The organism is Bacillus sp. A01H (assembly GCF_045277205.1).
GTDB lineage: Bacteria > Bacillota > Bacilli > Bacillales > Bacillaceae_G > Bacillus_A > Bacillus_A paranthracis.
In genome coordinates this window covers 550659-566672 of sequence record NZ_CP117702.1, presented here as the reverse complement: position 1 = coordinate 566672, position 16014 = coordinate 550659, and the positions used below count along the sequence as shown (strand labels likewise).

The following is a 16014-nucleotide window of genomic DNA, read 5'->3' as shown; positions in this document are numbered from 1 at the left end:
CACCAATTAGTCTTTTATTGCCTATTAAAACGGGATCAATCTGTTTCCAAGTACAAATAAAAAATTGGTAAAATATGATATAATTAACATATAACATACTTGAAAGGAATGATATATATGAGTAGTAATACAAAGTTAAAGTTATTACAATACTTAGCCTTTTTCCCTACCATTTTATGTATGATGTTACTCATTGATATAAATGCCTATCCTTATGCAAAGCTACTAGCAACACTTAGCGGCTCTTTTGCAGCTATTATGCTTGCTGCTTTTTGGAATTTGAAGATACGTATGAAGAAAGAAAGATCTTCTTAACGCTAAAGCATAAAAAAATCGAGCCTACACAGCTCGATTTTTTTACTGATTATTAAAACTCAACATTCTCCAAATACAAACCACTTGCCTCAGCAAGGCAATTAATCTGATTACGTTGTTTCGCCTCTAAAATGTGTGGAATCGCCTCTGCATCTAATTGTCCTAATCCAACTTCAATTAATGCTCCAACAATTTTTCGTACCATGTTATGAAGGAATCCGTTACCACTTACTCTAATTTGTACAAATCCTGCCTCTTCCATCACATCAAGTGTATATACTTCTCGCACCATAGACTTTTTCTTTGATTTTGCATTTGAAAAAGCAGTAAAGTCATGTGAACCAACTAAATGTTTCGCAGCTTCTTTCATGCTTTTCACATTTAATTTTTTATTCACATGCATGCTGTATTTACGCATAAATGGGTTCGTATGCTCTTCATTCCAAATTTTATACAGATATGTTTTTGCTTTAGAATTGTAACGAGCATGGAATCGATCATGTACTTCTTCCACATTTGTAATGCTAATATCATTTGGCAAATATTGATTTAAATATTTTTTTACTTTATGTTCCACTAACTTCTCATCACTTTGAAAGTTAGCAACTTGATTCAAAGCATGTACACCAGCGTCTGTTCTACTACAACCGATAATTTCAATTTCTTTTCCGACCATTTCGGAAATGACACTTTCGATTTTTCCTTGAATCGTATTATCGTTATTACCGAGACGTTGCCATCCTTTAAAACGTGCACCATCGTACTGAATCGTTAATTTATAATTGTTCATTTTATTCTCCTTCATAGAAAATATTCCCTCATATCGTGAGGGAATATAAATACACTTTACTTTCTAACAAGCTTCACTACATTTTCTACATGAGCTGTATAGAGTATATCATATCCTTTGTTGTATCTGATATTACTATAGTGCATTCTTTTGCAAAGAAAATAAAATCAAATAACTTCTTTTGTTTTTGAGTAAATTCAATTTATTTTAAGTGTGTGGTCATTTTTGTGGTCAGTGGTCAAATGGATTAGTCCTTTTCATGCATTCTATAAATTGGTAATATTTATTTAGTTTGAGGGGGCGATAATATGAAGGTTGTTCAATCTATATTTAGGGGATTTCGTTTATTAAGTAAAATCATTAATCCGATATTAAAGGCGTTATCTAAAAGCAAATTTTAAATCTCATAAAAATAAAAATCCCCTTCTGCATATGGGTGCGGAAGGGGATTTTTTTAAATTATTCTATTCGTTCTACAGACACTACTCATAGATAAATAAGAACCGGTGTATATTTACACTAACATCTATAAATATGAAAATCAAGATATAATTATCTACATATAGAATCAGGTATCAATTTGTATTCATAAAACTATTCTTTTGTATAGAAGTATTTAAGTCCTTTAGCATCTAACCATGCTGTTGCTCGATCTAGTTCATTACCTTGGCGGTAGTTTGTCTCAAATCTAACTAAACCTTGCTTGTCCCCACCAGAAATAATACGAGATTCATATCCTAAAGAATCCATCATTACTAACATTTCTGCTACTAATGCTGTCCCAAATTCATACGTAACAACTTTATTATATTTATTCACGATAATCTCTACCTCTCCATCATTTGGGTTTGCTTGAATTGATTTGCCAACAATAACCTCGGCTACCGCTTTAGCTGCCTTATCAAAATTATCACGGTATTTTTGCATATCTGTTTCATTATCGATAAAGCAAATTTCAGGGAGTAATCCAGTCTTAGTTTTATTAATCCATCCTAAATCCGTAGAAAATTTGATTCCTCGATCTCTCAACCCAAATGCGTCAGCCATTGCTTTTGAAATCTTTGCCGCCAATTCTCTATTTCCGTATGAAGGATGTAACCACACTTCACAACCTGTACCGCCTGGAGTGGCATTTAAATGAAACTGTAAATCTACATCACTATCTTTCACTCGTAAGTGGTTATTAGCTGCATTGCTCCAAACTGCTGATTTTGTCGTACCTACTTCATCTGAACAGTTTACATATTTCCATCCTGCTGCTTGCACATATTTAGCAACAGCATCCAAGAAACGTCTGTCTTCCACATGTTCGATTCCATATTGACTATTTGCACCTGGTACAATTTTATTATGACCACCTGATCCTGCGAAACAACCCATTGTTCAACATCTCCTTTTAGTGTAAGTTATTTTTTTGTAATACATCTTTTTGTTGTAATCCTTTATCGCTTAAATAGTTGTTCTTCCATGCCATATATAGAGTGAAAGCTCCTGTAATTACTGCCACTAAATCGTTTGTAATTTTGTCATCAATCGTTTGGTACCCAATAAGATTCAAAACACTGTTAATCACAGCGATTACTAATACGACATAACGACTAATTGAAGCTACATCAAAGTTTTTCATAATCTCACCTCCTCGTATATTAATATTTAAGCCCTATTACAGGCTTAGATTTTCTTCTTAATAAGAGCCCTATAAATAAAAATACTTGGACGTCCCAAGATATTTCTAGATAATGATTTTAGGATCATTTGGGACAATTCTTTCACCTCCTGTGGATTTACCACATTTGAAGAGTGTTTCTCAGTGAACGTGCGGGACTCCCTACTCGCAGGCTGAGCAGCCTGACCCTCGAACCTAGATGATAGTAGCTCTAGGGCGGCTTTCGATTCAGGACTAGCTCTCATACACGAGGTTGTTGGTCGGCGTACACACTAGAGATATCTCGAGACGTCCAAGAAATGATTCTAATATAGAAGGGAGGTCTCTTACATGAGATTATTTGTTGGTTTAGATGTAAGTTCGTTTGATATGAAAGTTTGCTTTTTAAATGGTGATGGAGAAAAACTGGATTCTTTTTCGGTCAGTAATGACCTACCGGGAGCTACTACACTCAAAGAAAAATTATTACAGTGTGTTGCAGGTAAAGAGGTCGACATCCTTAAGATTGGTCTAGAATCCACCTCTGTTTACAGCTTTCATCCTTCTATGTTTCTTCACCATGATATAGATTTACAGCGTTTTGGAGCAAAAGTATTTCTCCTAAACCCAAAGCAAGTCGCAAATTTTAAGAAAAGTTATTCTGACATGAATAAAACCGATGAGATTGATGCCTTTGTCATTGCTGATTACTTACGATTTGGCCGTAATCAAATGTCTATCGTAAAAGAAAGCCAGTACGTGGCACTGCAGCAATTAACTCGATCACGATACCAACTTGTCAAAATGTTAACGAAAGAAAAACAACACTTTCTTCAACACCTAAGTTTTAAATGTAATACATTTTCACAAGAGGTGGATACTTCCGTATTCGGTAGCGCCATGACAGAACTATTTCTTGAAAAATTCAGCTTAGAGGAACTCGCTAATATGCCTTTAGAAGAACTCGCTGAGTTCCTACAGAAAAAAAGTCGAAACCGTTTTGGTGATCCAAAATGCGTAGCAGCATCCATTCACAAAGCTGTGAAAGTTTCTTATCGCTTGGATAAGGTTGTAGAAGATTCAATAGATGTCATCTTAGGTACATCCATCGCAGTCATTCGTACGTTTCAACAGCAAATCAAGGAATTAGAAAAGTCTATTAAAAAAATCATGGCTGGTTTGACCCAAACACTTGAATCTATTCCTGGAGTAGGCCCTGTTTTCGCTGCCGGTATCATTGCTGAAATTGGCCAAATCGAAAGATTTGACGATGAAACAAAAATAGCCAAATACGCTGGATTATACTGGCGAAAGCACCAATCCGGTCGTTTTACAGCCGAAGATACTTCATTATCCCGTACAGGTAATCATTACTTGCGTTATTACTTAGTTGAAGCCGCCAATTCAGTAAGAAAGCATGTATCAGATTATCAAGAGTATTACGTGAAAAAATATAATGAAGTACCAAAACATCAACACAAACGTGCACTCGTTCTAACCGCAAGAAAATTTGTGCGATTGGTGGATGCGCTACTACGTAGCCACCAACTTTTTACGCCTGGAAGGTGTGTGAAAGAATGACATAAAATTTTGTCATCGCTACCTTTCATTATTTTCCAGTAAATTACATTCGTTACTGGTTTAGTTTTGTGATGCCTTTTTTAAACAAATTGACCTTTGACAACTTTAAACTTTGTTATTTCTAAGTTGACATACTACCGCAGGTCTTTCAATAAAAAAAGTGACCGTATATACGATCACTTCCCTGCGAATTTAAAAAGAGCCATTATCCCACCGGTGATAATAGCTCCAACTACTGTAGTACCAATCCAAAATACTAATTTATCTAATCGATCAATCCTCAAATGAGCACTTTTCGCTGACTGCTGCGCTTCAATTGCAACATCCTTAACGTTACCAAGCGTATCTAACTTTGTTTCCACCCTTGTTAATCCAACTAATAATTCCTTAAAGTCATCATGTTTTTGTTCTGGCATTTATTAAGCCTCCTTTTAAGCTGCAAAGCAACTTGGATCCATTCCGAAAATATCTGCAATATCTTCCTCACTCCTATCTTTTAAATAGGATTGTGTTGTCGAAATATCCGAATGATTTGCAAGTGATTTTAATTTTTCGAGTGGTACACCTTGCACTTTTAAATTATCTAATCTGCTATGACGAAAACAGTGAGGATTAATTTTATATTCCTTACCTTCTTTTTCGTATAACATCTTAGCGAATATCTTGCACCAGTAATTAAATACGCTCTTATTTAAAAGTTTCCGTTCACCATTCTTATAAACTCTTACGAACAAATCTGGAATAGCATCTTTACCGCGCTGTTCTATATATAAACGAATACATTTCTGTACTCGGGGATTATAATACAATCTGAATTTCTTTCCTCGCTTACCACGTACTACATTCGTAAAATAACGTTCTGTTAGTTCTTCTTTTTGAACTTGGTACACTTCATTCTTCCTTGCTGCACTGTAGTAAGAAAGCGCTAAATAGGTTGCTAACATATATTTCTCTTGTTCAAGTAATTCATCGATTAACCACTCAATTTGTTCTTCAGTTATAAAATTTATTTCTCTGACTGGATTCTTAGGTAATCCTCTAACCCGTGAGCCTACATTAAATTCATAATCATAGTCGTCATCATCCGCACAAAACTCTAACGCGGACCTTAATGCACTCATCAATCCATTTACACGTGCATTAGACATTCCCAGCTCTTGAAAAATAATAGATAAGTTTCGAATATCCTTACGTGTTAATTCAATTAGATTTTTATTTTCGAAGTGTTGATGTAATAGAAACAAAATAATTCGTAAATCCCAATGATATTGCTGTAAAGTGCTTGCCGCTTTCCCTTGTGCTTTCTTTTCGATTAGAAAATCTTTGACTAGGTTTTTGTTTTCTTGGCTAACATGCTTTTCATAAATTGCTTGGTCTACTATTCGTTTCACACTGATCATCTCCTCAAAATAAAAAGAGAAGCGAAGTCGCTCCTCCTGATCTATGAATTGAATTTTTACTCAAAGCCGTATTTTGTTAAAAATAAAAAAGCCCACTATTGTGCGCTATCGGTAATTAAATCTGCTCTTCCATTGTCAGTTAGGTATTTATCAATTCTGTCCTTGTAAGCCTTCATTTTTACAATGATAAACGTATACGTAAAAACTTCATCAATTACTCGTTGTGCCATATACTCTGCCATCTTTCAACACTCCTTTTATTGAATACTAGTAATAATTAACTCATCTAATGCTTTTTGCATTAAAGCTTGTTGCTCACTTAACCCTTTAAATTCTTCTTGTCCTGGATTATTTATAATCATTTCATCCATTGCTTGCTGCATTAGTTCCAACTGCTTTTTAAGTTTTTCTAGCTCTGATGGTTCTTGTGGTTGCGGTTCTTCTGGCTTCGGCTCAACTGTTTTCACCCATTTACCTTCCTTGAATACAGGCTCGTAAGCTAACCAAGGACAAACTTCTAAAGTACAGTTAGGAGGGATGTCAGGCTCATAGCCTACAATGACATCCTCCTCGTATGGTACTTTAATCGTTTCGTATTCTACCCCAAACATTACACAGTCAGGACATTCGTATTTGCTGATTACTGGTAACTCTTCACCTGTCTCTTCGTCAATCTTAGGCTTGTACGTGCCATCTTCAATGGATTGGTGAAGCGTGCATAACTTTTCTTCTGTTACGATTTCCTTTTGTTCTTCGCGTTCAAAAGTTCTCTTCTCGTAAATCGGTTTTTCATCAATAGGAATCATTTCTGTAAACTTCCCGTTTTCGTCATAACAATAACCGTAATATTTAGCCATGTGGTTTCCTCCTTTATCCTGCCGCAACATAAGTAATTGTGAAGTTGAAATCTTTATTTAGTAAAGATGGACCTACAGACGAAATCTTTACATCGCCGCTAGTCCCGATAGACAGCGCCCCCACAGTTCCATCATTGGCTATAATATTGTGGGTAACAGTCAACAATGGTCGCATGTCAGAGGGCATTACAAATACGGTGCTAATCTGATCTGATTTTCTTCTTATGCGTGCTCTTAGAGTAACCATGTTACTTTTACGGTCAGCAATAACTCCATCAGAACTAGTTAACTCCGCCTCAGGTGGTAGTGTTATAGTAGCTCGTCCATCCTTATCGCTTGTAACGATATTAGATTTTGTGGCTTGGAGTCTAAATTCATTTGATTCAGGGACGTATAACCAAACAGTTTTCTGATTCTTCCTGTCCCACATAGCAATATTTCCAGCACTAGTTTTTTGGATAGCCACTTCTGATTTTTCATCTTTAAAATTAATCTCCGCATTCGCACTAGACAATACAAAAGTACCCGTCATTGTATCTCCTGTTTTCTTTAGAAGATTGGATGCAGAGTTTACTGTGAATTCTTTAGTGGCAGGATTGTACGACCATACGACTTGATTTTGTGCAATATCATAAAATGAAAATATTCCTGATGTATTGTTCCGAAATAAAATATCGTTAGCGGCATTTTTAAATCTGAGGTCACCCGCTTCAAATATCGTCGTTCCTGTTATCGTTCCACCTGTAGTTTTTAACAGGTTTGTATCTGACAAGACTGTAAATCGTTTAGCCACTGGGTCATATTGCCACACCCTCGCAAGGTTTTTGTAGTCATATAAGATAAGTGCCCCATCTGTAGCGGATTCTAACCCGAATAAAGCGCCAGTAGCATCTCTCCAACGATAACCTTTACTCTTAGCCCCGACTGAAATATCCATGTCGATATTACCCGTCATAGTACCGCCTGACTTTGGTAATGCTCCCTTCGCTAATTCCCCTGCTGCAATGAGTTTATCGAAATCCTCACCCTCAAAGTCTTTAAACTTCTCACCTGCGACCATGATTTTATCAAATATTTGAAACTCATTTGTAGATTCAATTGAGTCATTTGATGCAATTGAAGAACGTACTTTAAAACTAAAATCATAAGTATTCACACGTTTTCTTGTTCCATCTTCTGTGCGTTCAATAGAAATTTGACCTTTAACATCCCCAGCTTTCACAAGAGTCTGTGATGTTAATAAGACTTTAATTTTCCCTTTTTCTTTATCTAACAACTCCACTTCTTTATCTTGAAATACGACTGTTTTATCTGGTTTCTCAAAATATACAATGATTTTATCCGTGTCATTTAAAGTGAAGTTTTTTCCATCTTCAGTAATATTAAAGATAAGTTCCGAAATATTTAGATTGTTTTGGGAAAATTCTATATTAGAATGACTAATAGATTTCCGTGTATCTACAGTAATTTCGTATGACTGATTGTTCATTGATTACGCTCCTTTTAATCAAAATAAAAAAGACCAGCTTATGAATGCTGCTCTGATTTCTCATTTATAAATTTTGAACTAACAATTTTTCTAAAACCTCAATTCTACGATTCATCTGTTTGTTTGCTTCTTTTAATGCATTGATTTCAGCATCCTTTGCAATCTTTTCTTCTTGAAACGCTCTAATCTGAAGAGATAAAGAAGAATATATTTCAGCTGCATTTCTTTCTTTTGTAACGAAACACTCAGGAGTATTTTCATCATCTGCAATCCAACCATATCGAATCGGAATATCATTTGTAGTAAATATAGTCGAATCGTCTTCTTGACGATTCATCCGCATTTCATACAATTGTTCCATTTCTGTTTTCAAATTATATTGTTGAATATTTAATCCCATAATTTTTTCTAAAGCATTAATCTGTACATCTTTAATGTTCGTTTTATACTTACGTTGTGATGATGTTTCAAAATTACTCGCCATTACAGGTGAATACGAAGTACCCGAACCAGATTTAACCTGTAATTTACCTGCATAACCAGGTACTGCTCCATTTCTAAGTAATAATGTTTGAAATCGTAAATCCGTTTCTCCATTGTTATCCACTACATCAAGCATATTTTTTCCGTTTAAGCTGCAAACAATAGAAGACTGACTTTCCAACCATACGGTTTTAGCCCCGCCGTTTAATGTTATCCCGCCCGTTGCCTCTGCCCAAAACGAGCCACCTTGCGCATAATGACCTATACCTTTACCAGATTTAACAGTTACATTACCATTCATTCCGGCACTAAGATTCAAATCACCTGATCTTTTGAAAGCAACTGAACTTACGAAATAAGGGTCTCCATAAAAATCTTTTCCATTTATTATTCCTAAGAATCCTTGCGTTGGCTGTTTACTTAAGACAACAGAACCGTCTTGAAAACTAGAATCCCCTCCCAATACAACTGTTGGTTGAATTTGACCTGTGCGATCATTATAGTATCCAAGAAAAACTCTGCATAAATCCGACTCCATTAAACGGATGAATTGCTTTTGAATGTGAACATAGTTCCAACCGTCGTTTGTGCGTAAGGTTGAACCAGTTACCTCACCGCCACGTACTAAATCACCAGTAAGTGTTCCAGCGGTAATAAAATCCGCAACAATTCGTCCATCATTTGTAATAGCTGTTCCATAGGGTCCATTTATTCCTCTAGAAGAATACCCCAATCCATTGATATTCCATTGCCAAACCTTTTTAGCAGTCATTTCATCCTTGGTATCCATAATTAAAATACGATCAGGATAAACACGAACATGCCCACCAAACCCAGAGTTAATAAGGTTTGTTGCGTTTTCCTTTGCGGCTTCTAATATAGAGCTGGGCATTTCTAAAATTTCATTTTGAATTTGCTCTAATTTGCCAACCACATTTGTAAAAGAATCTTTAAAATTACCTAAAGTTATTTCTATATATTCTTTTTTTATTGGATCATATTTATAAGAAATAGCTTTCGCTTGAATATCAAGATTATCTTCTTTATGTTTAACAGTGACGGTATCACCTAAATATACCTGCTGTAAAACAGCATAATCTTTATACTCCTCTGTTTGAGAAAGTTCTTGGAATTCGACTTTATATGTAGCTTTTGGAAGATCAACCTTTTGAATCGTGTACATGTCCTCGGCGGCTCGACGTAATAATCTATACGCTTCCTCTAAAGGAACAGCATCTTTATCATCTGCATATTCACCAATTGCTGCTTTAATATGTTTAAATTCCACCACTCTTATTTTAGGGTGAGGATATTTAACAATATTTGGACTATCTACATATTTTTCTGGAAGAAGTAGACCATCAAATCCTTGAGGCATAATTTTAGTGATAGGACTTTTCCAATCAACACTCCCTTCATAGCCAAGTAAATTTTTCTTATGTTCAATCACAACACCACGATTCATGCCACGATTTCTCAACATTTTCACATCAAAGTTATCTCTCTGTAACTCGCCGCCCCAACGATTTATAAATGAATTATCTTGCCCCTTATCTAAAAGAGCTTCGACCGGGTTTTTCCTTACAATACGCGCACTTGCTATTGTTGTAATGTCAGAGTAAAAAACAAAAGGATGTTTGTATTGACACCCTGTAGATAAACGGTTCATTGCCCCATTTCCATTTGTTGATTGTATAAATATATCTTCAATCAGATTTTCTGTTAAATCATAAAAAATGTGATAACATTGTACCGTTAATTCGCCCATATTTGGTCGAGGATTAACTACACGGAATAATTGTTCACCATCTGGTGTAGGGACTTTAATAATACTCATACCATCAATTTTGATTCCATGTGGTGCAAATAAAGGATAACTAAATGTAAATGCAAATAAACCGTTGAGTTCTTCCTCAACAGTTGCGTTATAAATATGTTTATCTAAAATACCAATTCCATTGTTAGTAAAATTAGTCTCATCTGCTTTGTATAGCGTAATCATAAATATCTCCACCGTGGTTTTATTTGTATATATTCAACATTTTCTGACCACTGTATGTTATTAGGTCCTACTTTTAGTATTGGAAATTCCCCTTCCATAAAATTATTTAATGATACGGTATCTAAATACGCTTCTAATATCTCAGAATCTACTACTACAGAATCTATAACATTCTTTATTCTAAAAGAAATATCATTAATTGTTACTCTTAAATTTCCAACACCAACAATCCATAGTTTTGGTTCTGATTCGAACGTTCCAGGATTATAAATAACACCAGGATTATCTAGTTTTAAACTTATATCTTCAGTGTATTCAAAAGGGTCAAGAGTGAATTCAACTTGTAACTCTCCATACTCTTCAATTTCATTTGCGATATCACCAATTTCCACAGATTTAATTTTCCGATACACATTATCATCAGTGAAATATAGCGTTTTACCATTCATGAACCATGCCTTGATGCGTCGAATTAAAGGTTTTATATTTTCTTCTTCCAGCAAATTAAACTTAATTTTTAAAGGGACGTCTTCGAACGCCCCTTTTTTTGTTAACGAACCATGTCTACCTGGTACTTCTATATATTCTATTTTTTGTTTTGCTGTTGGAATAGCGGGGCGATCTACCATGCATATTTTATAGTCACTCGCTAATTCCGTATCAATTCCCATATCTAGCAAATCAATTCCTCCCTATTCCAATATTTAAGTTACGTCCTTTTTGTGTAAACCAATCATCAGCTTTTTCAAACATTCGGTCAATATCTCTATCATTTCGTACAGTATTATAAAAATTAACTTCTATTGGTTGCTGATTACCACCACCAGAAGTTGTTACAGCCATATTAGGTACACTTTGTAAAAGTGCTTCTCCTAATATGTTTGATCCATCATCAGCGTTAATTTTGGATAATTGAGACGCTACATTTTGGATTGTATTAGCTACACTTTGCTTCATGGTTTCTACAACCTCAAACAATTGATTATTTGATGGTAAATTCTGCATTGTAGCCGCAATTCCTTCACCAATTGATCCGAGTGTTTTTTTATTCAAAGGTAACACCGCTTCCGGTCCGGCTTCGCCAGCACCTTGTAAATTTCCACCGTTCATCCCGAAAATTGTGGGCTTAGTGAAGATGCCACCTTTTGCATACCAGTCTACGTTAATACCCGCTGGAATAGTAAAAGCTTTTCCCATAAATGTCATTGTGCTAGTTTGCAAGCTAAAGTGTGGTAATTTCGGCATTGCAGGACTAGGAATTCTAAGTTTTAAATTACTAAAGAATCCTTTGATTTTATCAATAAAACCGCCCACCATATTGACAGCTTCCCTAATTGGATCAACAATATAGTTCTTTGCTGCTTCAAACTTTTCAAGAGCCGCATTTTTCACAGAATCAAATTTTGTTCTTGCTGCATTAGCCAAACTATCAAATTTTTCCTTCGCTGAATTATAGGCTGAAATAACTGGATTGATTATATATTTATAAACTAACTGCCACGCTGCAAGTGTATAAGATTTTATAGATTCCCAATTTCCTAATATCCAGTTAGCTAAATCCGAAAGCTTTTGTTTCGTCCAACTCCACAATTCTTGAACTGGTTGAATTACATACTGTTTTATCAATTTCCATCCTGCTAGTGTGTAAGGTTTCGCTAATTCCCACTGTGAACTTAACCAAGGAAGAGAGCCACCCTACTGCTGTTTCAACTAAAGAAGATAACCATGAGGAAGCTGTCTCTACTAAAGATGACCAATAAATCGATGCCGTTTCAACCAAGGAAGAGAACCATGTTTTCGTTGATTCTACTAAAGATGACCACCAGCCAGACACTGATTCTACAAGAATAGACAACCAAATCGATGCCGTTTCAACTATTCCGCTCCACATTTGCGATAGATATTCACCTATAGAATTAAAAATATCGATCGTCCATTTTTTTATAGAATCCCAATTTTTATATATCGTAATACCTAAAGCGACTACCGCGGCTACAATGACAGCAAATAGAGCTATCCATCCCATCATTGCAGCCCCTATCCCCGATATAACGACAACTATTGGTGCTAACGCCATAAATGCTCCTGAAATCACACCAATAGCTACTGCTACAGCTGCTAAGGTAGCCGCTAATTTGGGATTGTTAGAAATCCAATCTGCGATTTTGGCAACAACATCAGCTATAACTCCAAGAACAGGTTTAAGAGCCGTTTGCAAGTCTTGCATTGCCTTTTGGAACTTAACTGCTGGGTTCGCATCCATTTTCTTAATGGAATCATTCAATTGGTCCTGTTGCTTTCCGAAATCAATAGTTTTATCTTTCGCGCCTAGCAAAGTATTAATAATGTTTTGCCCTTGATCTTCATACATTGTTCCGAAAAACTTAACACCTAGTTCATTTCGTTTTGTTTCATCATCTACCTCTGACAAAGCCTGTGCGATTTCAGTCATTGCCACTGAACCTGCTTTACCACCGTTAGCTACAGCTTTTCCCCATACTTCAACTTGTTCTGCCGAAATTTTTGTGCCTTCAAGAGCTTCTGTCATAGCTTTATCGACACCTTGACCGAATTCAGCCGCTTTAATACGGCCTTCTTTCAATCCGTCCAAGAGATTATCGATATTCCAAGTTCCAGTTTCGACCCCAGCTGCCATAATCGCTTGTACTTCTTCAGCATTGTACCCCGCTCTTGTAAGCTGCCCTCCGTATTCAGCAATAATATCTAATTGTTCTGGTGGAAACCCCATATTCAGTAAGGCGTTTGTTAATCCAAGCGCTCCTTCCTGTGTAAGACCTAATTCGCTACCTACTTCATTTACTTCTTGGATTAATTCCGTGAAATCAATACCTGCATATGATTGAGAAATAACAGCTGCGCTTTTTACAAAAGAAGCATTTGCTTCATCACTAACACCTTTATTTAATGCCCATTGTCTCCTTACACCTTCAAGAGCTTCCTCAGCATCTAATCCGTATGCTGAAATGCCTCTTACAGCTTCCTCTACAGATTTTTTAGAAGATTCCGAGACATTGAAACTTATGTCAATTTTGGTTTGTAGCTTTGACATATCCATCGATTTTTCAATAGCGGCTGCAATTCCGCCACCTGCTGCCATACCGCCGATAACATTTTCAAGTCCTACTTTTAGCCCTTCAAACTTCTTCTCTGTTCTTTCGGCTTCTTGCTGCAGGTTTCTTAATTCATTTTGCACTTGCCGTATTGAATTACCATCATCTACAGACCGGAGAGCCCTTTGTAATTTCTCTATATCCGTTTCTGCTCCTAATGCTTCCCGTCCAATACGTTTAATAGCCTCATCTAATTGAGAAGATGAGGCTGTTCCTTGCTTAATCGCTGACGTTAAATGACCACCTAATGCATTCGCAAAATGATCTACACTAGTTCCAGTTGCTTCAAAAAGAGTTTCTAATTGCTTGGTTGAACTTGCTACTCTTTTTGCTTCATCTTCTTGTTCTTTCAGACTTCGATTTGTGGTTTCAATTTGGTTTTTCAGTTGTTGCTCTGCTGTATTTAACTGTAATAACTTCGTTTCTAGTTTATTAACTTCAGCGGAATTTTCACCATACTGTGATTTAGCTGCCGCTAACTGTTGTTCACAGTTTTTCGTTTGTTGTGCGGCGTTTTGTTGCGCTTGACTTAGGTACTGAAGCTTTGCACCTAACTTTTCTGATTCTGTAGCGTTATTGCCTAATGATGCGCGTTGCAAATCATACTCTGCACGTAATTTCGCTGATTTATTTACAAGCTCTGTTTCTTCTGTTCCTAGTTTATTTATGGCTTGTGCTGTACTACTGTTTTGTTGCTCTAATCTTTGTAAAGCTGATTCGGTTTCTTTGATCTGATTCGAAAATTTTTGTTCAGCAATTTGAGCGTTTCCTAGCTGACGAGATAATTTTTCAACTTCAGTAGAATTTTCACCATACATTTCTTTAGCTTTACTTAATTGCTGTTCTGTAGCTGCAACCTTTTGTGCAGCTAATTGCTGTTGCTGTTGTAAGTATCCTAACTTAGCATTTAATTTTTCGGTTTCTGTCCCACTTAATTTAAGTTGTTCTTGTTGCAATGTGAACTCTTGGCGTAACTTAGAACTTTCATTCTTCATTTCGCCCATTGCTTTATTAAATTCTTGATTAAAAACCTTAAACGTTATTCTTGACTCTGGTCCATTCGCCATATTTTCACCTGCCTTTTCTTAGCGTGGATTAGCTTTCCAACTATCAAAGGCAAGCTTCCCTTCTGCTATTCGCTCCACCGATGCGACGGGAAAATGCCAAAAAACTTCTGGATCAATCCCATAAATTAAAACGTAGAGAACATATTTGTCCTCTACGCATTCAATGTTTATTTTCGGTGGCTTTATTTCTTTTTTCCGCCAGACTTTGCACTACCCGCTAAACCTTTAGCAAAATTATTTTTCTTTCCATTTGTTATATTTGAAATTAACTTAGAATACAGCTCCATTGTTTCTTCAAAAGAATAATGGAATATTTCAATGAATTCTTCAAAGTTATATGGAAATTGTTTATTCGCCCCAAGGCATCCTAAATAAATAATTTTTTGCATCTCAATTTCATTGAAACCCTGTAATGCATCGCTATCGATTTCGTTTGGATTCACGTTTGCTAAATTATTCATTTTAAATAAACTTTGCATAAGTGATTGTTCGATTAAACCTAAACTTTGTCCTCGTTGCATTGCAGCATTCGTAATAAAGCAAGGAACTGTTTGATGATTTTTTTCAATTGCCTTAAAGTACCCATCTACATTTACAACTTCTACTTCTTTTAATTTTACGATTTCGACTTTCATAGGTTACTTGTCCCCTTTTTTGATTGAGTTGTTACTGTTATTTTTACAGTTTTACAAGACTTGGCGTGAATTGTGTATGCCATTTCTCTTTTACCTGCACATCGTCCACTTCATCAAATAATGCTTCATAATAAAATTCACCGTTACTATCTTTAAGTGCTGTAAATTCTAATTCCGTTTCTGCTAATTCATCCGCACCGTTTTCTACCTTGAATTTGAATCCCGTCGTAGATGCACAGTTAGAAAAGGCAACCATTTTCTTTAAATCTGCAAATTCATCAATTACATCCGCTGTTAAAACAAATGATTTTCCTTTTGATTTTGTCCCGTAAGACCATACACCAGCTTTTAAGCCCTCTGTCTTAATTCCAAAAATCTTTCTAAGTACGTCTACACGTAAATGACCAGAAAGAGTCAAAGTCATTTTAGTAGGCTTAGAAACCTTTTTAACCTCTAACCCTTCGCATTTTTTTACCATCTCAAGCATTTCCGTTTCACCTTCAATTGTTCCGACGCAACCGAACTTTGTTCCGGTTTGCTGAACACCACCTTCAATAAATTGAATACCTACGTTTGTAAATGACATAGAATCAAATTCTTCAATAACTGTTTTTGCCAT

15 protein-coding genes and 1 pseudogene are annotated in these 16014 nt (G+C 35.8%); 2 read left to right on the top strand and 14 right to left on the bottom strand.

The genetic code is table 11. The features are described 5' to 3' along the window. The first annotated feature begins 117 nt into the window (after nt 1-117). Nucleotides 118-315, top strand: a complete 198-nt coding sequence (locus PSR14_RS03120; protein ID WP_061185485.1) for a hypothetical protein — start codon at nt 118-120, stop codon at nt 313-315. Between the two features lie 52 nt (nt 316-367). Here PSR14_RS03120 and truA read toward each other — a convergent pair whose 3' ends face one another. The 3 genes from truA to PSR14_RS03105 form a co-directional block, all read right to left on the bottom strand. Further along, entirely contained in the window at nt 368-1105 is a 738-nt protein-coding gene (gene truA, locus PSR14_RS03115; RefSeq protein WP_001067307.1) for a tRNA pseudouridine(38-40) synthase TruA, read from the bottom strand. 594 nt (nt 1106-1699) lie between these two features. Next, complete coding sequence (locus tag PSR14_RS03110) at nt 1700-2485, bottom strand: N-acetylmuramoyl-L-alanine amidase C-terminal domain-containing protein (RefSeq protein WP_098487671.1); 786 nt, start codon at nt 2483-2485, stop codon at nt 1700-1702. A 16-nt stretch (nt 2486-2501) separates the two neighbouring features. After that, nucleotides 2502-2732, bottom strand: a complete 231-nt coding sequence (locus PSR14_RS03105) for a phage holin (RefSeq protein ID WP_098487672.1) — start codon at nt 2730-2732, stop codon at nt 2502-2504. A gap of 369 nt (nt 2733-3101) precedes the next feature. On the opposite strand from PSR14_RS03105, the gene PSR14_RS03100 reads away from it, so the two are divergent. Beyond that, nucleotides 3102-4331, top strand: coding sequence for an IS110 family transposase (locus PSR14_RS03100; RefSeq protein ID WP_098487274.1), 1230 nt, complete (start codon nt 3102-3104; stop codon nt 4329-4331). A gap of 176 nt (nt 4332-4507) precedes the next feature. On the opposite strand, the gene PSR14_RS03095 is transcribed toward PSR14_RS03100, so the two are convergent. The 11 genes and pseudogenes from PSR14_RS03095 to PSR14_RS03045 all read right to left on the bottom strand — a co-directional run bounded on the left by PSR14_RS03095 (nt 4508) and on the right by PSR14_RS03045 (nt 16014). After that, a complete protein-coding gene (locus PSR14_RS03095; protein ID WP_001115042.1) occupies nt 4508-4747 on the bottom strand; it encodes a hemolysin XhlA family protein in 240 nt (79 codons plus the stop codon). Between the two features lie 15 nt (nt 4748-4762). Continuing rightward, nucleotides 4763-5722, bottom strand: a complete 960-nt coding sequence (locus tag PSR14_RS03090; RefSeq protein WP_142328677.1) for a tyrosine-type recombinase/integrase — start codon at nt 5720-5722, stop codon at nt 4763-4765. A 104-nt stretch (nt 5723-5826) separates the two neighbouring features. Next, nucleotides 5827-5973, bottom strand: coding sequence for a hypothetical protein (locus PSR14_RS03085; RefSeq protein WP_169509333.1), 147 nt, complete (start codon nt 5971-5973; stop codon nt 5827-5829). 15 nt (nt 5974-5988) lie between these two features. After that, a complete protein-coding gene (locus PSR14_RS03080) occupies nt 5989-6588 on the bottom strand; it encodes a hypothetical protein (RefSeq protein WP_098487668.1) in 600 nt (199 codons plus the stop codon). Between the two features lie 13 nt (nt 6589-6601). Continuing rightward, entirely contained in the window at nt 6602-8077 is a 1476-nt protein-coding gene (locus PSR14_RS03075) for a phage baseplate upper protein (RefSeq protein ID WP_257147398.1), read from the bottom strand. A 64-nt stretch (nt 8078-8141) separates the two neighbouring features. Then, entirely contained in the window at nt 8142-10562 is a 2421-nt protein-coding gene (locus PSR14_RS03070; RefSeq protein ID WP_098487667.1) for a phage tail spike protein, read from the bottom strand. After that, on the bottom strand, nt 10559-11242 hold the full coding sequence (locus PSR14_RS03065; protein ID WP_098487666.1) for a phage tail domain-containing protein: 684 nt from the start codon (nt 11240-11242) through the stop codon (nt 10559-10561). Before PSR14_RS03065 ends, PSR14_RS03070 begins: the two co-directional genes overlap by 4 nt. A 1-nt stretch (nt 11243) precedes the next feature. Continuing rightward, a pseudogene (locus PSR14_RS03060) lies at nt 11244-11507 on the bottom strand (phage tail tape measure protein); the annotation flags it as partial. A gap of 604 nt (nt 11508-12111) precedes the next feature. Then, nucleotides 12112-14760, bottom strand: a complete 2649-nt coding sequence (locus PSR14_RS03055) for a hypothetical protein (protein WP_406644144.1) — start codon at nt 14758-14760, stop codon at nt 12112-12114. A gap of 182 nt (nt 14761-14942) precedes the next feature. Then, entirely contained in the window at nt 14943-15395 is a 453-nt protein-coding gene (locus tag PSR14_RS03050) for a hypothetical protein (RefSeq protein ID WP_098487665.1), read from the bottom strand. Nucleotides 15396-15438: 43 nt separating this feature from the next. Then, on the bottom strand, nt 15439-16014 hold the full coding sequence (locus tag PSR14_RS03045) for a hypothetical protein (RefSeq protein WP_001140846.1): 576 nt from the start codon (nt 16012-16014) through the stop codon (nt 15439-15441).